Origin of the sequence: Streptomyces sp. NPDC091289 (genome assembly GCF_044757365.1) — a bacterium.
GTDB lineage: Bacteria > Actinomycetota > Actinomycetes > Streptomycetales > Streptomycetaceae > Streptomyces.
In genome coordinates, this window is sequence record NZ_JBIVUT010000010.1 from 135509 (window position 1) to 155872 (window position 20364).

Below are 20364 nucleotides of genomic sequence, written 5' to 3' on the forward strand. Positions count from 1 at the left end.
CAGGCACGATATGCGGTACCCGCCGAGGGACGGCGGCGCTCCGCGCGGCCGCCTCCCGGGCTCAGCTGAACTGGGCGACGCCCGAGGCGAACGAGGTGTCGCAGACGGGCCGCGAGAAGCGGTGCGCACGGGTCGGGCCGTACTGCTCGACGGCCGCCTTGCCGAGGGCCTTCGCGATCGACATGCAGTGGCGGGCGAGCGACGGACGCTGCTCGACGGCGCGCTGGAGGCCCGTGAGCGCGGTGCCCGGGTCCTTCTCCTGCAGCTCCACGAGCAGCTTCTCCCGCAGGACGTCCTGCGGGGCGTGCGGCTTCGCGGGCTTGGACACGGTCTCCGAGGAAGCGGCCAGCAGCTGCGAGTCGTTGTCCGACTCCGCCCACTGGACGCTGGTGACCGCGAGGGTCCCGGACAGAACCATGACGACGGGCAGGACGAGAGCGAGGGATCGGCCGATGCGGCGCGCGGTGTGGGTCACGCAGCGAGCGTAGCGGCCAGTGATGACTTGGCGACAATTCGTCACCCTCGCGAGGGATGGTTCGACGCGTCCTTTCGAATACGAGGTTGACGAACCAGGGTGAAATGCCCTGTGTGCCGGGGTATTTGACCCCACCCGGCGCCGAAACCCAAACCCGCCGGGACCACGCAAACGGCCCCGCACCCCCGTGTGTTGCCGGGGATCCGGGACCGTGCGTACGGCAGGAGCGCGTCAGTGGGCGAGACGCTAGTTGGTGAGACGCTCACCGGTGGAGGTCGCGAAGACGTGCAGCTCGTCCGGGCGCGGGACGACGTGCAGCTCCGTGCCCTTCTCCGGAACGGCACGGCCGCCGACACGGACGACCAGGTCCTTGTGCTCACCGGCGACCTGCGCGCCGCCGTAGACGAAGCCGTCGGCGCCGAGCTCCTCGACGACGTTGACGGAGACGGCGAGACCGGCCGGCTCGTCCGAGGCGTCCTTGGTCAGCGACTTCGCGGCGGCGCCACCGTGCTCGACGATGTCGAAGTGCTCCGGGCGGATGCCGACCGTGACGGTGGTGTCACCGCGGTCCGCGGCGGCGGAGAGCGCCTCGCGGGAGACCGGGACGACGCTGTTCCCGAACTTCACGCCACCGTCGGTGATCGGGACCTCGACGAGGTTCATCGCGGGGGAGCCGATGAAGCCGGCGACGAAGAGGTTCGCGGGGCGGTCGTACATGTTGCGCGGCGAGTCGACCTGCTGGAGCAGCCCGTCCTTCAGCACCGCGACCCGGTCGCCCATGGTGAGGGCCTCGACCTGGTCGTGGGTGACGTACACGGTGGTGATGCCGAGGCGGCGCTGCAGCGAGGCGATCTGCGTACGGGTGGAGACACGGAGCTTGGCGTCGAGGTTCGACAGCGGCTCGTCCATGAGGAAGACCTGCGGCTCACGCACGATGGCCCGGCCCATCGCCACACGCTGACGCTGACCACCGGAGAGCGCCTTCGGCTTGCGGTCCAGGTAGTCGGTGAGGTCCAGCATCTTGGCGGCCTCTTCGACCTTCGCCCGGATCTCGGTCTTGTTGATACCGGCGATCTTCAGCGCGAAGCCCATGTTGTCCGCGACGGACATGTGCGGGTAGAGCGCGTAGTTCTGGAACACCATGGCGATGTCCCGGTCCTTCGGCGGCAGGTGCGTGACGTCGCGGTCACCGATGCGGATCGCACCGCCGTTGACGTCCTCGAGACCCGCGAGCATGCGCAGGGAGGTCGACTTGCCACAACCGGAGGGACCGACGAGGACGAGGAACTCACCGTCCGCGATGTCGATCTCGAGCTCGTCCACAGCCGGCTTCGTGGAGCCGGGGTAGACACGGGACGCCTTGTCGAACGTGACACTGGCCATGCTGAATCTTCTCCTCAACCGGCAGGAACGTGCCGGACGATCCGAGTAGGGAGTGGTCTGGTCCACAGACGCGAACCTGCCGTGACGCTACCTGGCGTTTCCTGATCTGTCAGTAGTCCGAGGCACACGTAAACCGCGGACGGGCGGGGCGCGAGGTTGGTTAGACTGCTCCCGTTACGCCTCCTTAGCTCAGCTGGCCAGAGCAACGCACTTGTAATGCGTAGGTCGTCGGTTCGAATCCGACAGGGGGCTCGCGTGAAGCCCAGGTCGGATCCCCTCCGACCTGGGCTTCTTCCGTTTCCGGGTGGCGCATGCCCGTTTATTTCTCGTTTACCGGACCCTTATCGCGTTTCCCTAGGCTCGCAACGAGCCGAACTCATGGGGGGAACCACATGCTCCGCATCCACTTCGACGACGCGGATCTGGCCAGGACCCGACTCGCCCCCGCCCCCGACCCCCTGTTCGAGATCGCCGCGAGCATGCACCGCCTGCAGTCCAGCCACGGGCGCTGGGCCCACGCCGGGTGGTACCGCACGGCGCGGCGGGATCTGCGGGAGAAGGGTCTGGAGCGGGCCCTGCGGAGCGTGCTGCTGCCCATGTACCCCAGGGCCGCGTACTTCCCGGACTTTCTCACGCCGTCCACCGGGGTGGACGGGCTGGAAGCGGGTCTGGAGACGATCCTGGCCACGCCCGCGCGGCGGGTCGAGGGGGAGATCGCCCACTTCGACCGGCTCATCGGGGCGCCGCAGTGGGCCGGGAGGCTGGCCGAGCGCGCAGCGCGTCAGGAGTTCGTCGGGATACTGCGCGCCTATTACGCGACCGCCGTCGTCCCGCACCAGGAGCGCATCCAGGCTCGGATCGAGGCCGAGCGGGCGGTGCGGGGGCGGGGGCTGTTGCATGGTGGGGTCGAGGGCATGCTCGCCGGACTCGGGCCCATGCTGCGCTGGCGTGCGCCCGTCCTGGAAGTCGCGTATCCCCGGCAGACGAAGGACCGGGACCTGTATCTGAACGGGCGTGGGCTCACCCTCGTCCCCTCGTTCTTCAACTGGGGCGAGCCGGTCGCGTTCGCCGATCCGGGGTTGCCGCCGGTGCTCTGGTACTCGCTGCTGCACGAGCCCGCGGCCCGGCCCCTGCGCGACGAGGATCCCGAGCGGTCTCTGGCCAATCTGCTCGGGCGGGTCCGGGCGATCGCTCTGCGGGCGGCGGCCGGTGGTGCCACCACGGGTGAGATCGCCCGCGCGGCCGGGGTTTCGGCGTCCGCCGCCAGTCGGCATGCCACGGTGCTGCGTGATGCGGGGCTCATTGCGACCGCCCGCAACGGGCCCGCTGTTCTGCATACGCTCACTCCCACCGGTGCGTCTGTTCTGCGTGCCGCCCGGAGTGAGGCGGGTGCCGAGGCTCCGGGCGGGGTGCGTCGAACTGAGTCGATCTGAGCTGATCTGAGCTGATCTGACGGATCTGGTCGCGCCACCGTTCTTCGGGTGGTGCCCCCGGTCCGTTGTGGCGAGGGCGAAGAACGGTGGCGGCCGGATGGGTGGGGGAGCGCGGGGTGTGATGCCCGGGCTCTCCGCCGTCCCCACTGTCGCCCGGTGTGGCCCTGCCCGGCCACGCTGTTGCGGCTGAGCGCAAAAGCGCAGGTCAGTGGGTGGGCGCGTGGGGGTGGGCGTGCTGTACGCGGCGGAGCAGTGTGGGGGTGTCGGGGCGGTCGGCGGGTGTGGGTGCCAGGCAGTCGCGGATGATCTCCTGCCAGGTGTGCGGCAGTGCGGTGGACAGCCGGAGTGGCTGTGTTCTCCGGGCGTATCGGGTCGCCGCGTCGCAGCGGGCGCTCGTGGTGCTGCCGGGGAGGGGGAAGGCGCCGGTGAGGACGACGTGGGCGAGGACACCGAAGGCCCATACGTCGACCGATGGCTGGACGGGTGTGCCCCGTTCGTCCATTTCCGGCCACAGTTGTTCGGGTGGGGTGTAGTCGCGGCTGGTGAAGGGGGGCGCGTAGGCGTGGGTGCCTTCGAGTTCGGCGGCTGTGTTGAAGTCGGCCAGCCGGATGGAACCGTCCGCCATGACCAGGATGTTGGCCGGTTTGAGGTCTCCGTGTATCCAGCCCGCGTCGTGGAGCTGGGCCAGGCCTTCGCCGATCTGTGCCAGGACTTCGCCGGGGTCGGCCGGCGGTGGGGCGGTGTCCAGGCAGGAGTCGGCGCGTTCGAGGACGAGGACGGTGGCGCCGTCGAGTTCCGGGTGCCGGGGGTCGTCGACGACGAGGGTGTCGTACATGCGGATCAGGCGTGGTGACCGCAGACGGCGGAGGAGTTGGACCTCTCGTTCGATGTGGCTGTGCAGGGGGTCCGGTCGGTGGGAGGTGCGGGTGCAGGCGCGGGTCGGCCAGAATTTCAGGGCGGCGGTTCGGGGCATGTCTGTGCCGTGGGCGCGGTGTGCCTCGTAGACGGTGGTGAAGGAGCCGGAGGCGAGGGGTTCGTGGACTTCCCACGGCCCGATGCGGTAGCCCTTCGGGACGGTGACGGTGTGCCGGCCGGTCCTCATCCGCATCCCTCGTACGCGTGCGAGGTCAGGACGATGAGGTCGTCCTCGCGTACGAGGTCGAACCGTAGGGCGAGGGAGGCCAGCGCGTCCTTCTTGCCGTTGGCGCGGCGGCCGGGTTCGGCTGCTTCCGGGCCGGGGCGTACGCGGAGTTTCAGGGCCAGGTAGTCGATGTTCCAGTAGACGGAGGAGCGGTTGACCGTCGGCCATGAGGGGCGCAGTCGCTGGACGAGTTGGTCGACGGCGGGGGTGGGGGCGTGGGGTTCGCCGCGCAGACGGGGTTCGCACAGGGCGGCCAGGACGGCGAAGTAGCGCTTGGTCCGGTCGAGGGTGAAGGCGGGTGCGGTTGTGGAGCCCGGGAGTTCGCGGGCTTCGGTGCTGGCGAAGATCTGGCGTGGTGCCCAGACGTCGAAGGTCAGCAGGTCGCCTGCCGCGGGCAGGACGACGCGGGAGAATTCGAAGGCCACGGGTGCGTCGACGCGGCCGGGGGCGACTTTGATGTGTTCGCCCGCGCCTTCCGGGTTCTCCACGACGTAGGTCTGGTCGGTGCTGCGGTTGGTCAGGAGCCAGAAGTCGCGCTGTGCGGAGATTTCCCCGGCGATGCGGGGGACGCCTTCGTGGGCGATGGTGAGGCCGTCGGGTGTGTGCTGCCGGCCGAAGGTCAGGCTTTCGCCGGAGGCGATGTTGATCTGGCTGTCCGGGTGCGCGCATGCCGGAGGTACGACGATGACGCTGTACATGGACTTGTCCCCTCGTCAAGCCATGAGGGCCACCCTCCCCCGGTCCAACACGGGGGAGAGTAAGCGAGGTTGGCGTCGGGCGCAAAGGGTGTGCTCGTCGTCGGTGTGTCCTTCTCCGCGGTGTTCTTCCGGGCCGATTTCTACCGGGGGGTAGGCGGCCCGGGCTCCTTGTTATACCTTGCGTCTAACAAGCGGGTGGGGCGCCCGGCCGGTGCCCGGGCGACAGGGCGGTCGCCGTACGCGCGTCACCATGCCGTACGCACCTGCACGTATCTGTACGCACCTGTACGCACACATCGCCACGATCAAGGATCACCGCACTCGACCCAAGGAGCCGCAGCATGGCCGGCAGCACCGTTCCGTCGAAGGTCCAGGAGAGTCCCGAGGGCGACGACGTCGCGCGGCGGCTGCTCGACTCGGCCGCGCAGTTGGCGTACGACCCGGCCACCGAGGTGGACTGGGAGACACCGCTGGACAAGGAGTTCCACGGCGCGAGCCCGGAGTGGTGCAGCCTCTACGGGACCGCGTACTGGGGCGAGTTGACCGAGGCCCAGCGCAAGGAACTCACCCGGCAGGAGGCGGCCTCGGTCGCCAGTACCGGGATCTGGTTCGAGATGATCCTTCAGCAGATGGTGCTGCGCGACATCTACATGAAGAACCCGGCGGGCGCGGAGTTCCAGTGGGCGCTCACTGAGATAGCCGAGGAGTGCCGCCACTCGATCATGTTCGCGCGCGGCGCGCAGAAGCTCGGCGCGCCCCACTACCGTCCCCGCCGTGCGGTGATGGAGCTGGGCAGGGCCTTCAAGACGCTCGCCTTCGGTGAGGCGGCGTACGCGGCGATCCTGGTGGCCGAGGAAGTCCTCGATGTGATGCAGCGGGACTGGATGCGCGACGAGCGGGTCGTGCCGTTCGTCCGCACCATCAACAACATCCATGTGGTGGAGGAGTCCCGGCACATGAAGTTCGCCCGGGACGAGACCCTCAAGCGCCTGGCGGGCGCCGGGTGGGCGCGGCGGCAGCTCAACGCGTTCGTCGTCGCCGTCGCCTCGTACTTCATCGTGACCAGCATGGTGAACCCGGAGGTCTACCGGAAGGCCGGGCTGGACCGGAAGCGGGCGCTGGCCGCCGCCAAGGGCAACGAGCACCACAAGTCGATGATGCGGTCCAGCTGTTCGGGGCTGATGGACTTCCTGGCCTCCGCCCGCCTCCTCACCAAGCCCGCCCTCGCGTTCTACAAGCGCGCGAACCTGATCTGAGCCGGGGCCATGACCTACGCCATCACCCAGACCTGCTGCAACGACGCCACCTGTGTGGCCGTGTGCCCGGTCAACTGCATCCATCCGACGCCGGAGGAGCGGGCTTTCGGCTCCACGGAGATGCTTCACATCGATCCCCGGGCGTGCATCGACTGCGGTGCCTGCGCGGACGCCTGCCCGGTGGACGCGATCTTCCCGGTGGACGAACTCGTCGCCGGGCAGCGGGAGTACGCGGAGATCAACGCCGCCTATTACGAGGGGGATGCGTCCCCTTCCGCCGGGGACGGGGTCGACGGGCCCAACTTCCACGTCTGGGGCGAGCCGGTCTTCGGGCGCAGCCTGCCGTCCGATTTCGGGCCGCTGCGGGTGGCCGTCGTCGGCACCGGGCCGGCCGGGATGTACGCGGCGCAGGATCTTCTGCTGCACACCGCCGCCGAGGTGACGCTGATCGACCGGCTGCCGGTGGCCGGCGGGCTCGTCCGGTACGGGGTGGCCCCCGACCATCCCGCGACGAAGAAGGTCGGCGACACCTTCTCCCGCTTCCACTCCCATCCCCGGGTCCGGATGCACCTGGGCATCGAGGTGGGCCGGGACGTCACAGCGGAGGAGCTGGCCGCCCACCATGACGCGGTGATCTACGCGGTCGGGGCTTCCACGGACAAGCGGCTCGGCATCCCCGGCGAGGACGGCCCGGGCTGTGTCTCCGCGACCTCGTTCGTCGCCTGGTACAACGCCCATCCGGAGGCCGTCGCGCAGGGCGTCGACCTGTCCGCCGAGCGGGTCGTCGTGGTGGGCAACGGCAACGTCGCCCTCGATGTGGCCCGGATCCTGGTCGCCGACCCGGAGGCGCTCGCGGGCACCGACATCGCCGCCCACGCGCTGGAGGCCCTGCGGGCGAGCCGGGTCCGGGAGGTGGTGGTACTGGGGCGGCGGGGTCCCGAGGACGCCGCGTACACCCGCTCCGAACTCCTCGCGCTGAAGCATCTGCCGGGCGTGGAACTGGTCGTGGACGACCACGACGCGCGTACGGGGGCGGCGATCGACGCGGCCGGGGCGGGCGACCGGGCCGGGCTGCTGCGGGGGCTGCCCCGGGCCCGGACGGACGCCGCGTCCCCCGCGGGCGGCGGCCGGCGCATCGTGCTCCGTTTCCACTCCGAGCCGGTGGAGGTCCTGGACGACGAGGGGGTGCGCGCCGTACGGGTCACGGACGGCGGCGGCGCGCGTACGGCCGACCTCGGCACCGGGCTGCTGCTGCGGGCCATCGGCTACCGGGGGCTGCCCGTCCCCGGGCTGCCGTTCGACGAGACCGCGGGCACCGTCCCGCACGAGGGCGGCCGGGTCGCCGGGCGGGCCGGCAGCTATGTGGTCGGCTGGATCAAGCGGGGGCCCTCCGGCGGGATCGGCGCCAACCGCACCTGCGCGGCCGAGACGGTCGGCACGCTCCTGGCCGACGCGGTCGCCGGGGCGCTGCCCGCGCCGACGGGCGACGCCAAGGCGTTCCGGCGGGTGGCCCGGCAGCGTAACCGCCGGGTCGTGGACGCCCGGGGCCTGGCCGCGATCGACCGTGCCGAACGGGACCGGGGGCGGCGCGACGGGCGGCCCCGGGTGAAGCTCGCCACCGTCGAGGAGCTGGTGGCGACGGCGAGGTCGGGGCGGCTGCTGCGGTTGCCCCGCTGAATCGCCTGCCCGCGGCTTCGTCTGCCCGCGGCTTCGCTGTCCTGTTGCCATGCTGCCCCGCTGACGCGTTGTTGCGGCGGCTGTGCTCGTCACCACCGTACGAAGTGCGGCCCGGGGTGCGGCGGTTGAGCCGTCGTACCCCGGGCCGCGTTCCGTTCGGACGGTGATCAGGCCTTGGCCTGCGACGCCTCCGGCGTCCCCGCCGGTTCGGAGGCGGCAGCCGGCTGGAGGAGTGCGGTCGCCGGGCGTACGGGGATGAGGGCGGCGACGACCGCCGCCGCGAGGCCCACCCCGCAGCCGATCAGCATCGCGACGCGGAAGCCGTTCTGGGAGGCGAGCTGGAAGCCGCCGAAGTCGGTGGTCATCCGGGCCAGGACCACGCCGATCACCGCCGCCGCGAAGGACGTGCCGATCGAGCGCATCAGGGAGTTGAAGCTGTTCGCCGACGCGGTCTCGGACTGGGGCACCGCGCCCATGATGAGCGCGGGCATCGCCCCGTAGGCGAAGCCGACGCCGGAGTTGCAGACGAGGGTGACGATCAGCAGGCTCCACGGGGAGTCCGCGCCGATCAGCGGTACGGACAGGCCGTAGCCGGCCGCGATGAGGAGGCTGCCGACGGCCAGGGTGACCTTCGGGCCCTTGGCGGCGGACAGCTTCGCGCCGACCGGGGACATCGCCATCATCATCAGGCCCGCCGGGGCCATCCACAGGCCCATCGCGAGCATCGACTGCCCCAGGCCGTACCCGGTGGCCTCGGGCAGCTGGAGCAGCTGGGGCACGACGAGGGACTGGGCGTACATCGCGAAGCCGACCAGGACCGAGGCGGTGTTCGTCATCAGGACCTGGGGGCGGGCGGTGACGCGCAGGTCGACCAGCGGGTCGCTCAGGCGCAGTTCCCACCAGCCCCAGGCGGGCAGCAGCACCAGGACGGCGGCGAAGAGGGTGAGCGTCGTCGCGCTGCCCCAGCCCCAGTCGGCGCCCTTGGAGACGGCGAGCAGCAGACAGATCAGCGCGGCGCCGAGACCGATCGCCCCGGGCAGGTCGAAGCCGCCGGACCTGGTGGCCGGCCGGTCCCCGGGAACCACGGCCATGATCAGCGCGCCGACCGCGAGGGCCAGCACGGCGACCACCCAGAACAGCACGCGCCAGCTGGTGTTCTCCGCGATGGCGGCGGCGAACGGCAGGCCCAGCGCGCCGCCGACGCCCATCGAGGCGCTCATGATCGCGATGGACGCGCCGAGCTTCTCGGCCGGGACCACATCACGCAGCAGGCTGATGCCGAGCGGGACCACGCCCATGCCCAGGCCCTGGAGGCCGCGCCCGGCGATCATCGGGACCACCGACGAGGACAGGGCGCAGACCACCGAGCCGAGGACCAGCGGGACGAGCGAGAACAGCAGCATGCGCCGCTTGCCGTACATGTCGCCGAGCCGGCCGGCGACGGGCGTGGCCACGGCGGCGGCGAGCAGGGTGGCGGTGATCACCCAGGAGGCGTTCGACGCGGAGGTGTCGAACAGCTTCGGCAGCTCCGCGATCAGCGGCACCACCAGGGTCTGGGTGAGTGCCGCCACGATGCCGGCGAAGGCCAGGATGCCGACCACGCCTCCCGGCCGGGCTGCGGGGGGTGAACTGTCCACGGGTGCTGCTCCCTCTTGTCCGCCCTCCGGGCGGGTCGGTTGATGTGCCTTCGGTGTTCGACTAGGCAAGATACATGGGATGTGCATCATGCATAGCGAGTGCATAATGCACATCTATCGTGATAGTCCTGGTCAACGAAGGAAGAGCGCGTGGACAAGCCCATCGACCGGATCGAACGCGAGACGATGCTGCTCGGCCGGTACATGCACCTGCTCAGCCCGCGCGTGGAGTGGCGGCTCGACCGCAGCGCCTACATCCTGCTGAGCCGGATCCAGGTCGAGGGCCCGATGTCCATCAGCCAGCTCAGCGACGCCTTCGGTCTGGACGCCTCCACGCTCAACCGGCAGACCGCCGCGATGCTGCGGGCCGGGGTCGTCGAGCGCATCCCGGACCCCGACGGCGGCATCGCCCGCAAGTTCGCCATCACGGACGAGGGCGAGCGCCGCCTCGACAACGACCGGACCAGGAATCTGGCGGGCCTGGCGAAGGTTCTCGCGGACTGGACGCCGGAGGAGGCCGAGCAGCTCGCCGCCTCCCTGGGCCGCCTGAACCTCTCCATCGAACGCCTCGACGGGCGGCCCTGGCCCCGCGACTGAGGCCCGGCCGGGGCCGGACACGGCCGGGGCCGGGACAGGGCCTGGCGGCTCAGTGGCGGCCCGCGATGCGGTCCGCCGCCTTCGCGATGGGGTCGGTGCCGGGGCGGGGCGAGGTGGCCTCGCGGCGGTCGGCGGCGCGGTAGGCCGCGTACATGCCGTGGACGCCGAGCCAGCGGAAGGGTTCCGGCTCCCAGCGGCGGACCTTGTGGTTCACCCAGGGCAGGGTGGTGAGATCCGTCGGGCCCGCCTGGCCGGAGTCCTGCTGGATCAGGTCGCGCAGGGTGCGGGCGGCGAGGTTGGCGGTGGCGACGCCGGAGCCGACGTAACCGCCCGCCCAGCCCAGGCCCGTGGAGCGGTCCAGGGTGACCGTGGCGCACCAGTCGCGCGGGACGCCGAGGACGCCGGACCAGGCGTGGTCGACGCTGACGCCCGCCGTGGTGGGGAAGAGCCGGACCATCAGGTCGCGCAGGGCGGCCACGGTGGCGGGCTGGGTGCGGCCGTCGTTGTCGGTGGCCGAGCCGAAGCGGTACGGGTAGCCGCGGCCGCCGAGCGCGATGCGGTCGTCGGCGGTGCGCTGGGCGTAGAAGTAGGCGTGGGCCATGTCGCCGAGGGTCTCGCGGCCCTCCCAGCCGATCGTGTCCCAGATCCGGTCGGGCAGCGGCTCGGTGACGATCATGGAGGAGTTCATCGGGAGCCAGGTGCGCTTCTGGCCCTTGAGGCTCGCGGTGAAGCCCTCGGTGCAGCGCAGGACGTACGGGGCGCGGACCGTGCCGTACGGGGTGACCGCGTGCTTGGGCTTGATCTCGGTGACCGGCGTCGACTCGTGGATGGTGACGCCGAGCGCCTCCACCGCGTCCGCGAGGCCCTTGACCAGCTTGGCCGGGTGGAGCCGGGCCCCGTGCGGGGTCCAGCTGGAGCCGACGGCCCCGGTCACATGGACGCGCTCGGCGGTCTCGCGCGCTCCGCGCAGGACCCGGTCGGTCTCCCCGAAGGCGATCTCGACGCTGTGGAAGTCCTTGAGCCGGGCGAGCTGCGCCGGGGTGTGGGCCACCTCCAGGACGCCGCCCTGGTGGATGTCGGCCTCGATCTTCTCCTCGGCGGCGGCCCGGACGACCTCGCCGACCGTCTCGTTCATCGCCTTCTGGAGCCGTACGGCGGACTCGTGGCCGTGCAGTTTGGCGTACCGGTCGCGGCCCGCGATGCCGTTGTACAGCCAGCCGCCGTTACGGCCGGAGGCCCCGTAGCCGCAGAACTTCGCTTCCAGGACGGTGATGTTGAGGAAGGGGACGGCCTTCTTCAGGTAGTACGCCGTCCAGAGGCCGGTGTAGCCGCCGCCGACGATGCAGACGTCGACGCTCGTGTCGCCGGGGAGGGGTTCGCGCGGGGCGGGGGTGCCCTCCTGCGCGTACCAGAACGATATGCCGCCGACGACGGTACTGACGGTGCTCATGATGCCCCTGGTGTCCCTGCCCGGTCCGGTGCGATGCCGAGCGTACGTGTGGCGGGACGTTACTGCGCGCGGGGCCGATCCGTCTCCTGCCGCCCGGCCCGGCACCTCCCTAGGATCGGTGGCGTGATCGAGATCCCGGACGAACTGGCCGCTACCCAGTCCGCCTTCAACGGAGCCGCCGGGCGGGCGTTCGTCGCCGGTCTGCCAAACCTCGCCGCGCGGCTGCTGGAGCGGTGGGGGCTGCGGCTGGACGGCCCGTCGATGTACGGGATGTGCGCGCTGGTCCTGCCGGTGGTGCGGGAGGCGGACGGGCGGCCCGCCGCGTTGAAGCTCCAGGCGGTGGACGAGGAGACGGCGGGCGAACCGGTCGCCCTGCGGGCCTGGTCGGCGGCGGGCGCGGGGGCGGTGGAACTGCTCGACCACGACCCGGAGAGCGGTGCGCTGCTGCTGGAACGGCTCGACGAACGGCGGCCGTTGTCGGGCGAGACCGACGTACGGGAGGCGGTGAAGGTCCTCGGCTCGGTGCTGGCCCGGCTGGTGGTGGTGCCCGCGCCCGAGGGGCTGCGCACGCTGGGCGGGGTGGCGGAGCGGATGCTCGCGGAGGCGCCGGAGCGGGTGGGCCTGCTGCCCGACGCGGCGGACCGGCGGCTGCTCGCCGACTGCGCGGCGGCGGTACGGGAGGTCGCGGGCGAGCCGGGGGACCGGCTGCTGCACTGGGACCTGCACTACGACAACATCCTGGCCGGGCGCGCGGACGCCGGGCGGGCGGGTCAGTGGGTGGCGCTCGACCCCAAGCCGCTGGCGGGCGACCCGGGCTTCGAGCTGTTCCCGGCGCTGGACAACCTCTTCGACGCCGAGGAGGTGCTGTGGCGGTTCGACGCGTTGACGGAGGCGCTGGGCCTGGAGCGGGACCGGGCGCGGGGAGGGGCGGATCTCGCCGGACCATGCGGAGATCGCGCGGCGGCTGCTGGGGCGGTGACCGTACGACGGGGGCGGGGCGGGGCGGCGGCCGGGAAAATGTGGTGTGGCGTCGGCCGCGCGCTGCCTACGCTGCGCCCATGATCCGTACCGCCACACCTGACGACATCCCCACCCTGCACGCCCTGGTGCGTGAACTCGCCGCGTACGAGAAGGCCCTCGACGAGGTCGTCGCCACCGAGGAGCAGCTGCACCAGGCGCTGTTCGGCGACCGGCCCGCCGCGTACGCGCACGTGGCGACGGCCGATGACGGCGGCGGCGAGGTGATCGGCTTCGCCCTGTGGTTCCTGAACTTCTCCACCTGGCGCGGTGTCCACGGCATCTACCTGGAGGACCTGTACGTCCGCCCCGAGCGGCGGGGCGGCGGCCACGGCAGGGCGCTGCTGACGGAGCTGGCGCGGATCTGCGTGGAGCGCGGCTACCAGCGGCTGGAGTGGTCGGTGCTCGACTGGAACGCTCCGGCCATCGCGTTCTACGAGTCGCTGGGCGCGCGCCCGCAGGACGAGTGGACGGTGTACCGGCTGACGGAGGGGCCGTTGGCGCGGCTGGGCGCCGCCTAGCCACGTACCTCCTGGTCATGGCTCCAGGACGACCTTGCCGATCGTGCCCCGGGTCTCCAGCGCGCGGTGGGCGGCGGCGGCCTCGGCCAGCGGGTAGCGCTGCACGGCGGGCCGCAGCCGGCCGGCCGCCGCCTCGGCGAGGGCGCGGGTCTCCAGGGCGCGCAGGCCTCCGCCCTTCTCCATCATCCCCGGGCCGAGGACGGACCCGGAGGTGATGGAGCGTTCGGCCAGTTCCTCGGCGGTGAAGGAGAGCGGACCGCCGTCGGCTCCCCGGCCGGACCAGCCGTAGACGACGTGCTGCCCGCCGGGGCCGAGGAGGTCGACGGCGGCGCGGGCGGTGGTTCCGCCCACGGAGTCGTGGACGACGGTGGCGCGCAGGCCGGCCGCGTCGAGGAAGTCACGGGCGTGGCGCGGCCAGTCGGGGCGGGTGTAGTCGAGGGCGAGGTCGGCGCCCCCGGCCTCGGCCCGGGCCACCTTCGCCGGGCCGCCGGCCAGCGCGATCACGGTGGCGCCGGCGTTCTTGGCGTACTGGACGACGAGCGTGCCGATGCCGCCGGCCGCCGCGGTGACGACGACCACCGACTCCGGGGTGAGCGGGGTGAACGCGAGGATCGCGAGAGCGGTGCGACCGGTGCCGATCATGGCGACGGCCTCAGCGGCGTCGAGCCCCTCGGGGATCTCGTGGAGCCGGTCGGCCTCGGTGACGGTGAGCTCGGCGTACCCGCCCGGGGCCATGCCGATGTGGGCGACGACGTGCTTGCCGAGCCAGCCGGTGTCCGTGCCCTCGCCCACCGACTCGACGGTTCCGGCGACCTCACGGCCGGGAATCGTCGGGAGATCGAGGGGCGCCGGGTAGGGGCCGCTCTCTCCTTCCCGCAGGACGGTGTCGATGAGGTGCACGCCGGCCGCGGCCACGGCGATGCGGACCTGGCCGGGGCCGGGGACGGGGTCCTCGGTCTTCTCGTGCACGAGGTTCTCGGCGGGGCCGAAGGCGTGGAGACGTACGGCATGCATGAAGGCTCCCTGAGGGCGGCGTACCGGGCTGTGCCCCTCCCCCGGCAGCGGGGCGGGGCTGGTGCCCCCAGCCTCATACCTCAAGTCCGCTTGAGGTCAACCCCGGATCCGGATCCGGAGCGCTGTCCGGCGGCCTTCACGGCGAGCATCGCGGCTTCGAGGCCGCTGGTGAAGGAGACCTCGCTGAGGAGTCCGGGGGCGGCGACCTGGTCGCCCGCCAGGAAGATGCCGTCGCCCCGGACGACGGAGGGCCGGTCCCGCCAGGTGGTGCCGGGGCGGTCGACGGCCCCGGTGCGGCCGTCGGCGAGGGCCTCGACGCGCCAGGTGGTGCGCTCCCGCCAGCCGGGGAAGCCGAGGTCGAGGAGTTCCCCGGCGCGGGCGGCGCCGTCCGCCCGGCGCGCGTCGGGGCCGATCGGGAACTGGCCCTGGAGCAGCTGTTCGCCGGCCGGGGCGAGGCCCGGGTCCTGGGCGCTGAACCGTTCCAGCCAGCCGGGCGCGTCCAGGTCCGACACGACGAACGCGTCGCCGCGCCGGGTGCGCAGGGCCAGGTCGACGAGGACGCTGCGGCCGCTCTCCCAGGTGAGGGACGGGTCGGCGAGGAGGGCGCGGGCGGAGTCGAGGGAGGTGGCGACGATGACCGGTCCGGTACGGGCCAGTTCGCCGAGCGCCCGGGTGTCGGTGCGGGCGCCCGTCTCGACGGCCACCCCCAGGCCGCGGGCGTGCGCGGCCATCCGCTCGATGAGCCGGGCCCAGCCGCCCGCCGGGTAGCGGGCCTCGGGCGGGAGCGAGGTGAGGCGGCGGTAGCGCTCCTGGACGAACCGGGCGGAGAGCGCGCCGGGGTCGTGGTGGAAGAGCGCGGCGGCGGCGAAGTTCGCGGCGGCCCGGGCGCCCTCCTCGCCGACCTGCCCGGCGGCCCACTCCAGGAAGGTGCCGTCCACCGGGGCGGTGTGGGAGGCCCGGCGGGAGAGGCGCAGCAGAGCGGCGGGCGGCAGCCGGCGGGCGGCACCCGCGCGGCGGAAACGGAAGCGGAGGCCTTCGAGGGGCGGTACGGAGACGACGGGACCGAGAAGATCCCGCCGGGCCAGCCAGGTCCAGTGCGGCCCGCGCCGGTACAGCGCGTGCGGGCCCTCGTTGGCGCGGTGGGGCCCGTCCGCGGTCCTGGCCCGGCCGCCGAGGGTCCGGTGGCCCTCGTGCAGGGTGACGTGCGCACCGGACTCGGCCGCGGTGATCGCGGCGGTGAGCCCGGCGAGGCCGCCGCCGATGACGTGGATCTGCTCCATGACGGGATCTCCTTCGCTTCTTTGATGATGCGACGGATCGGGGGCGGCGGCTCGTGACATGGTCGCCGGGGCGTTGTCAGTGGGGTGCGTCACGATGGGGTCATGGCAGCGAGCGCGGGCAGGACGACCAGGACGACCAGGGGCAAGAAGGAGACCGTCGCGGCGGCGCGGCGTCCGGAGGTGCGGCTGCCGCCGCTCGTTCCGTACGACGGGGAGGGCCTGGAGCCGGACGGGGACTACGACGGGGTGCGGTTCGACGGGGTGGACCTGGCGGACGCGTCGGGCCGGGGCGCGCGGTTCATGGACTGCGCCCTGGACAACTGCGCCCTGGACCGTACGGAGCTGGCGCGGGCCCGTTTCATCGACGCGGTGCTGACGGGCGTACGGGGCGTGGGCACGGACCTCGCGGAGGCGTCGTTGCGGGACGTGGAGGTGGTGGACGCGCGGCTGGGCGGGGTGCAGCTGCACGGGGCGGTGCTGGAGCGGGTGGTGGTGCGGGGCGGCAAGATCGACTACCTGAATCTGCGCAGGGCCCGGCTGAAGGACGTCGTCTTCGAGGGCTGCGTGCTCTCCGAGCCGGACTTCGGGGACGCGCATCTGGTCCGGGTCGAGTTCCGGGACTGCGTGCTGAAGCGGGCGGACTTCAGCGGGGCCCGGATGGAGTCGGTGGACCTGCGGGCGGTGGCCGAGCTGGACATCGCCCGGGGCGTGGACCGGCTGGCGGGCGCGGTGATCAGCCCGTCGCAGCTGATGGAGCTGGCCCCGGCGTTCGCGGCGCAGATCGGGGTGCGGGTGGAGGGGTGAGCGGCCGGGGGCGTCTCCCGTACGGGGATGTCACATGCGGGGGAAGCGGCCGCGGGGGCCTTACATGCGGGGGAAGCGGGCCTGGAGGTCCCAGATCACGGGGTTGTCGGCGAGGCCGTCGTGCATGTCGGCCAGGTCGGCGATCAGGTCGTGCAGGAAGTCGCGGGCCTCGCGGCGCAGGAGGGAGTGGCTGAAGGTCAGCGGGGGCTCGTCGCCGGGCATCCAGTCCGCCTCGACGTCGACCCAGCCGAAGCGCCGCTCGAACATCATCCGGTCCGAGGACTCGGTGAAGTCCAGCTCCGCGTACTGCTGCCGGTGCGAGCGGTTGCCGCGCGGGTCCTGGTCGATCTGCTCGACGATGTCGCACAGCGCCCACGCGAAGTCGAGCACCGGCACCCATCCCCAGGCTGTGGACACCTCGCGGTCCGCCTTGGTGTCCGCGAGGTAGACGTCGCCGGAGAACAGATCGTGCCGCAGCGCGCGGACGTCCGCGCGGCGGTAGTCGGTCTGCGGGGGATCGGGGAAGCGACGGGAGAGGGAGTAGCCGATGTCGAGCACGGATCGATGGTGTCATGCCGGACCGGACGGGTCCGCCGCGATCAGGCGAGAAGCGGGCCTGCATCGCCTATGAATCGAAGGTCCGACAGCAAGATCGAATCGATGTGCGCGACGTAGTGGATCTTGATAGCCTCCCGAAGTCGCCCGGACGTGCGTTCGAGGTGATGGTTCAGTGTCGATGCTCTGTGCAATCGACATTTCACGAGTTGGGGGAGGAATCGAGAATGATCAGCAAGAAGGCGGTCTCGTGGAGCGCGGCCCTGGTGCTGGCGACCGGAGCCGGTGTCGCGGCGGCAGCTGCGCCGGCGTGGGCTGCTCCGAATGGCTGTGAGGCGGCCAAGGTCAGCCTGACCAGCACGAATGGTCTGCTCAAGGGCAAGGCGACGTCGACGTGCACCAAGTCGGCGACGCGTGCGCTGGTGGTCGAGATCAAGTGGGACAAGAACGTGCTTCCGGACCCGCTGACGGCCAAGAACACCGACTCGGGCACCAAGAAGTCCTACAGCGCGTCTGTTTCTTCGTGTGACAAGGGAAACAAGCGTGGTTACTACGCTCGTGGTTACTTCACGCAGAATGACTCCCACCACGACACCAAGCCCAAGGACATCAAGTCCTGCGGCTGAGTGCGGATGAAATGAACGGCTAGGGGGAGGGGGCGGCGACATGGCCGTGGTGGAAGTGCGCGAGCTTGAACAGCGTCGCGGGACACGGAAGATTCTTCACGGGGTGAGTTTTTCGGTCGGCACCGGTGTGACCGGGCTCCTGGGGCCCAACGGCGCCGGAAAGACGACCCTCTTGGAAACGCTGACCACGTTGCTTCCTCCTTCCTCGGGCTCACTCGTCGTCCTGGGCGCCGACGCGGGACACCGTCGGACGAGGCAGGAGATCAGGCGTCGTACGGGCTTTCTGCCGCAGAATTTCGGTTATCCGGCCAACTTCCGCGTCATCGACCTCGTCGAGTACGCCGCGTGGAGCAAGGGTGTTCCGCGGGGTCACGTCTCCGGGATGGCGCGCGAGGCAATTCGTGACGTGGACCTGGCCGAGGTCGAGAAGCGTCCTCTGAGAGCGCTGTCCGGTGGCATGCTTCGCCGGGCCGGTATCGCCTCGGCCATCGTGCACAGGCCGCCGCTCCTGATTCTCGACGAACCGACGGTGGGGCTCGACCCGCAACAGCGAACGCAGTTCCGCGAACTTGTCCTTTCTCTTTCCGCCAGGACGGCTGTGCTTCTGAGCACGCACTTGACGGAGGACATCTCCGTCGTCTGCGAGAAAGTCCTGGTGCTGAACCAGGGCCGGATCGCGTTCGACGGTTCCGTGCTCCAGCTCTCCGAGCTCGGGCACGGAGAGCTGGAGCAGCCAGCGGCTCACGGTGGCCGTGCGACGCAGACCGCTCTGGAGCGTGGATACGACAAGGTGGTCACTTCCGTATGACCGACCAGTCGTGCCTTCACGAGGAATCCGTTCAGGGCGCTCCTCGAATGCCGCCGGAAAGCGGGTTTCGCGCTTCTGTCTCCGCGTTCAGGTCTCCTCTGAGAATGGAACTGACCCGCTCCGGGCTCCTGTGGTTCGTGCCCGTGCTGGTGGGTGTGGGAGTGGCGGTCGCCTGGAACTCGCTCAGGCCCGGTGTCGCCTACTGGCCCAGCGCCACCACCGCGGTCAATGCCTCGGTCGTCATCACCGGACCTCTCGTCGCGGGCGTGGCGACATGGCTCGGGTCCCGCGAGCGGCGCAGAGGACTTGCCCACCTCAGGAGCATGTCCTCCAGGAGCGGTTGGCTCTTCCCGGCAGCGGAAATGGCGGCCCTCCTTCTCTGGGTGGTCTTCTCCTACGGTGTGGTGCTGCTGACCGTCGTCCTGCGAACGCTGTTCATGGGGCCGTCCGGTCACCTCGGGCCGTCCGCCGTGCTGGCCGGTGCCATGGGACTGTGCGTGCACGCGGCGGCGGGCTATCTCGTCGGGCGCTGCTGGTCGGCAAGGGTCGCACCGCCACTTGTGGCGATCTGTGCGTTCGGTGTCACCTTGTACGGATCAGGGCAGTACGGCTCGCCCTGGTACGTGCTGTTTCCCGTGCTCATCGATGTGCCGGACCCGTTCTCGGCATGGCAGCCAGGCCTGTACTGGCGCCAATTGCTGTGGCTTTCCTCATGGGTCGCCCTGCTGGTCAGCGTGTCCTTCCACGCTGTGTGGCGGAGCCGCGCGCTGCGGGTCTGCATGGCCGTTGCCGCCTCTCTGGCGGTGCTCGGCGGGCTCCTCACCTGGCAGCTGCGTGGTGTCTACTTCAAGCCGGGCGAGCCGAGTTTCACGTACGCCTGCCGGCAGGACGGCATCAAGGTGTGCGTCAACCCGACCTTCCGTGCCGCTCTTCCCGATCTGGTGGTCGGCTTCTCGGATATCGCGGGCAAACTGGACGGTACGCCGGGTGAGTTCACGGGACTGGAGCAGCGGCCGCGGGGTGTGGGGGGCGAGGCGTCGGCCGGATTCCGGCCCATCCACATGGACTCGCTCGGGCCCGGCTGGCTCAGCGAGGCTCGCTCGGAGTTCCTCCAGGAGCTCGTCGACCAGGACGCGTGCATGGACGCCGACGAGGACCGCTACCTGCTGACAGAGGCCGTCGCCTCGTGGATGGCCGACGACGCCGTGTCGGAGGACGACGCCAGGGCCTCCGCCGTGAAACACCTGCGCAGCCTCTCCCCTGACGAATCGACAGGGTGGATGAACCAGCACTTCGCCGACTTCCGGCAGTGCGCGCTCTCTCCGTCCGACTTCACGCGGAGCACCCGCTGAACACGATCAAGCCGTGGCTCACCTTCGCCCGCGCCTACAGAGGCGTTCCGTCGCTCGCCGGGATCCTGGCGCTCGTCGTCCTCAACGCGCTGGTAGGGGCACGCGAAGTGCAGTCGGGAATCACCGAGCCGGTCACGATTCCCTTCGCACTCCTCATCCCCGCGGTGATGGCGTGCGTCATCGGGTTCTCCAGCTACGGGGATGTCGGATATCTGGACCGGACGGGAACACTCCGGGTGCCGGTGGCCCGCCTGCTGCTGTTGCTGACACTCCTCCTTCCCGCCGCCGTCGGCCTCCTGCTCCTCACACCGGCCGCCGCGTCACCGGAAGCTCTCGGCCAGGGTGAGTGGGCCGCGCTCCGCAATCTGCTGGGACTGACCGGTGTGGTCATGCTGGCGGCCTGCTTCCTCGGCCAGGAAGCAAGCTGGGTCCCGGCGACCGTGCTCACGGGTGCCGCGCTCTTCCTCGGCCGACACGGTGTCGGGTCCGGTGCCTGGTCCTGGATATCCGCTCCGCAAGGAGACTCGGGCGCTTTCTTCGTCGCGGCGGCACTTTTCCTCTGCGGCCTGGCGCTCCTTGTCCCGTACGGGGAGCGAGGCCTGTCGCGGCTGCTGCTGCGGAGCTGACACCGAGCACCGGC

18 protein-coding genes, 1 tRNA gene and 2 pseudogenes are annotated in these 20364 nt (G+C 71.2%); 12 read left to right on the forward strand and 9 right to left on the reverse strand.

From position 1 onward, the window contains the following. Positions 1–61 precede the first annotated feature (61 nt). Both ACIQPT_RS15360 and ACIQPT_RS15365 read right to left on the reverse strand, forming a co-directional pair. Positions 62–475 (reverse strand): hypothetical protein, encoded by a 414-nt coding sequence (locus tag ACIQPT_RS15360; RefSeq protein WP_215106499.1) that lies wholly within the window; start codon positions 473–475, stop codon positions 62–64. A 246-nt stretch (positions 476–721) separates the two neighbouring features. Then, positions 722–1858: an ABC transporter ATP-binding protein gene (locus tag ACIQPT_RS15365; RefSeq protein ID WP_401156160.1), complete on the reverse strand. Its 1137-nt coding sequence runs from the start codon at positions 1856–1858 to the stop codon at positions 722–724. 178 nt (positions 1859–2036) lie between these two features. Between ACIQPT_RS15365 and ACIQPT_RS15370 the strand changes: the two genes are divergently transcribed. Together ACIQPT_RS15370 and ACIQPT_RS15375 are read left to right on the forward strand one after the other, a co-directional pair. Then, positions 2037–2110, forward strand: a tRNA-Thr gene (locus ACIQPT_RS15370). Between the two features lie 140 nt (positions 2111–2250). Next, positions 2251–3291: a MarR family transcriptional regulator gene (locus tag ACIQPT_RS15375; RefSeq protein ID WP_401156162.1), complete on the forward strand. Its 1041-nt coding sequence runs from the start codon at positions 2251–2253 to the stop codon at positions 3289–3291. A gap of 229 nt (positions 3292–3520) precedes the next feature. Here ACIQPT_RS15375 and ACIQPT_RS15380 read toward each other — a convergent pair. Both ACIQPT_RS15380 and ACIQPT_RS15385 read right to left on the reverse strand, forming a co-directional pair. Further along, positions 3521–4393: pseudogene (locus ACIQPT_RS15380) on the reverse strand (protein kinase); the annotation flags it as partial. Then, a complete protein-coding gene (locus ACIQPT_RS15385) occupies positions 4390–5130 on the reverse strand; it encodes an FHA domain-containing protein (RefSeq protein WP_401156163.1) in 741 nt (246 codons plus the stop codon). The gene ACIQPT_RS15385 and the pseudogene ACIQPT_RS15380, both read right to left, overlap by 4 nt. Before the next feature lie 341 nt (positions 5131–5471). Between ACIQPT_RS15385 and ACIQPT_RS15390 the strand changes: the two genes are divergently transcribed. Both ACIQPT_RS15390 and ACIQPT_RS15395 read left to right on the forward strand, forming a co-directional pair. Then, the gene (locus ACIQPT_RS15390) at positions 5472–6386 is read left to right on the forward strand and encodes a diiron oxygenase (protein WP_401156165.1); all 915 of its coding nucleotides are present in this window, start codon (positions 5472–5474) and stop codon (positions 6384–6386) included. Positions 6387–6395: 9 nt separating this feature from the next. Continuing rightward, positions 6396–8063: an FAD-dependent oxidoreductase gene (locus tag ACIQPT_RS15395; RefSeq protein ID WP_401156167.1), complete on the forward strand. Its 1668-nt coding sequence runs from the start codon at positions 6396–6398 to the stop codon at positions 8061–8063. Positions 8064–8230: 167 nt separating this feature from the next. Here the strand turns inward: ACIQPT_RS15395 and ACIQPT_RS15400 are convergent, their stop codons facing one another. Next, positions 8231–9700 (reverse strand): MFS transporter, encoded by a 1470-nt coding sequence (locus tag ACIQPT_RS15400; RefSeq protein WP_401156169.1) that lies wholly within the window; start codon positions 9698–9700, stop codon positions 8231–8233. Positions 9701–9850: 150 nt separating this feature from the next. Between ACIQPT_RS15400 and ACIQPT_RS15405 the strand changes: the two genes are divergently transcribed. After that, positions 9851–10297, forward strand: coding sequence for a MarR family winged helix-turn-helix transcriptional regulator (locus ACIQPT_RS15405; RefSeq protein ID WP_401156171.1), 447 nt, complete (start codon positions 9851–9853; stop codon positions 10295–10297). Positions 10298–10346: 49 nt separating this feature from the next. Here ACIQPT_RS15405 and ACIQPT_RS15410 read toward each other — a convergent pair whose 3' ends face one another. Further along, positions 10347–11747 carry an NAD(P)/FAD-dependent oxidoreductase gene (locus ACIQPT_RS15410; RefSeq protein ID WP_401156173.1) on the reverse strand — a complete coding sequence of 467 codons (1401 nt, stop codon included), beginning with the start codon at positions 11745–11747 and terminating at the stop codon, positions 10347–10349. Between the two features lie 123 nt (positions 11748–11870). On the opposite strand from ACIQPT_RS15410, the pseudogene ACIQPT_RS15415 reads away from it, so the two are divergent. Beyond that, positions 11871–12726 (forward strand): annotated as a pseudogene (locus ACIQPT_RS15415) (aminoglycoside phosphotransferase family protein). Between the two features lie 79 nt (positions 12727–12805). Continuing rightward, positions 12806–13285 (forward strand): GNAT family N-acetyltransferase, encoded by a 480-nt coding sequence (locus ACIQPT_RS15420; protein ID WP_401156175.1) that lies wholly within the window; start codon positions 12806–12808, stop codon positions 13283–13285. Positions 13286–13300: 15 nt separating this feature from the next. Here ACIQPT_RS15420 and ACIQPT_RS15425 read toward each other — a convergent pair whose 3' ends face one another. Continuing rightward, positions 13301–14299: a zinc-binding dehydrogenase gene (locus ACIQPT_RS15425; RefSeq protein WP_401156177.1), complete on the reverse strand. Its 999-nt coding sequence runs from the start codon at positions 14297–14299 to the stop codon at positions 13301–13303. A gap of 80 nt (positions 14300–14379) precedes the next feature. After that, positions 14380–15579 carry an NAD(P)-binding protein gene (locus ACIQPT_RS15430; RefSeq protein ID WP_401156178.1) on the reverse strand — a complete coding sequence of 400 codons (1200 nt, stop codon included), beginning with the start codon at positions 15577–15579 and terminating at the stop codon, positions 14380–14382. A gap of 102 nt (positions 15580–15681) precedes the next feature. On the opposite strand from ACIQPT_RS15430, the gene ACIQPT_RS15435 reads away from it, so the two are divergent. Then, entirely contained in the window at positions 15682–16383 is a 702-nt protein-coding gene (locus ACIQPT_RS15435) for a pentapeptide repeat-containing protein (RefSeq protein WP_401156180.1), read from the forward strand. Between the two features lie 60 nt (positions 16384–16443). Here the strand turns inward: ACIQPT_RS15435 and ACIQPT_RS15440 are convergent, their stop codons facing one another. Next, positions 16444–16941 carry a hypothetical protein gene (locus ACIQPT_RS15440; protein WP_352243609.1) on the reverse strand — a complete coding sequence of 166 codons (498 nt, stop codon included), beginning with the start codon at positions 16939–16941 and terminating at the stop codon, positions 16444–16446. Between the two features lie 224 nt (positions 16942–17165). Here ACIQPT_RS15440 and ACIQPT_RS15445 point away from each other — a divergent pair, with 224 nt between their 5' ends. The 4 genes from ACIQPT_RS15445 to ACIQPT_RS15460 are packed head-to-tail and all read left to right on the forward strand — an operon-like array spanning position 17166 to position 20350. Continuing rightward, entirely contained in the window at positions 17166–17564 is a 399-nt protein-coding gene (locus ACIQPT_RS15445) for a hypothetical protein (protein WP_401156182.1), read from the forward strand. Positions 17565–17604: 40 nt separating this feature from the next. After that, positions 17605–18372 (forward strand): ATP-binding cassette domain-containing protein, encoded by a 768-nt coding sequence (locus ACIQPT_RS15450; RefSeq protein ID WP_401156183.1) that lies wholly within the window; start codon positions 17605–17607, stop codon positions 18370–18372. Continuing rightward, complete coding sequence (locus ACIQPT_RS15455; RefSeq protein WP_401156185.1) at positions 18369–19724, forward strand: hypothetical protein; 1356 nt, start codon at positions 18369–18371, stop codon at positions 19722–19724. The genes ACIQPT_RS15450 and ACIQPT_RS15455 overlap by 4 nt, the downstream gene beginning before the upstream one ends. After that, positions 19682–20350: a hypothetical protein gene (locus ACIQPT_RS15460; protein WP_401156187.1), complete on the forward strand. Its 669-nt coding sequence runs from the start codon at positions 19682–19684 to the stop codon at positions 20348–20350. The genes ACIQPT_RS15455 and ACIQPT_RS15460 overlap by 43 nt, the downstream gene beginning before the upstream one ends. The last annotated feature ends 14 nt before the right edge of the window (positions 20351–20364 follow it).

Excerpts from the sequence above, each read along its gene's own strand:
- ACIQPT_RS15455 (WP_401156185.1), top strand. The coding sequence starts at position 18,369 with ATGACCGACCAGTCGTGCCTTCACGAGGAATCCGTTCAGGGCGCTCCT.
- ACIQPT_RS15410 (WP_401156173.1), bottom strand. The coding sequence starts at position 11,747 with ATGAGCACCGTCAGTACCGTCGTCGGCGGCATATCGTTCTGGTACGCG.
- ACIQPT_RS15390 (WP_401156165.1), top strand. The coding sequence starts at position 5,472 with ATGGCCGGCAGCACCGTTCCGTCGAAGGTCCAGGAGAGTCCCGAGGGC.
- ACIQPT_RS15395 (WP_401156167.1), top strand. The coding sequence starts at position 6,396 with ATGACCTACGCCATCACCCAGACCTGCTGCAACGACGCCACCTGTGTG.
- ACIQPT_RS15450 (WP_401156183.1), top strand. The coding sequence starts at position 17,605 with ATGGCCGTGGTGGAAGTGCGCGAGCTTGAACAGCGTCGCGGGACACGG.
- ACIQPT_RS15445 (WP_401156182.1), top strand. The coding sequence starts at position 17,166 with ATGATCAGCAAGAAGGCGGTCTCGTGGAGCGCGGCCCTGGTGCTGGCG.
- ACIQPT_RS15365 (WP_401156160.1), bottom strand. The coding sequence starts at position 1,858 with ATGGCCAGTGTCACGTTCGACAAGGCGTCCCGTGTCTACCCCGGCTCC.
- ACIQPT_RS15375 (WP_401156162.1), top strand. The coding sequence starts at position 2,251 with ATGCTCCGCATCCACTTCGACGACGCGGATCTGGCCAGGACCCGACTC.
- ACIQPT_RS15425 (WP_401156177.1), bottom strand. The coding sequence starts at position 14,299 with ATGCATGCCGTACGTCTCCACGCCTTCGGCCCCGCCGAGAACCTCGTG.
- ACIQPT_RS15430 (WP_401156178.1), bottom strand. The coding sequence starts at position 15,579 with ATGGAGCAGATCCACGTCATCGGCGGCGGCCTCGCCGGGCTCACCGCC.
- ACIQPT_RS15385 (WP_401156163.1), bottom strand. The coding sequence starts at position 5,130 with ATGTACAGCGTCATCGTCGTACCTCCGGCATGCGCGCACCCGGACAGC.
- ACIQPT_RS15420 (WP_401156175.1), top strand. The coding sequence starts at position 12,806 with ATGATCCGTACCGCCACACCTGACGACATCCCCACCCTGCACGCCCTG.
- ACIQPT_RS15435 (WP_401156180.1), top strand. The coding sequence starts at position 15,682 with ATGGCAGCGAGCGCGGGCAGGACGACCAGGACGACCAGGGGCAAGAAG.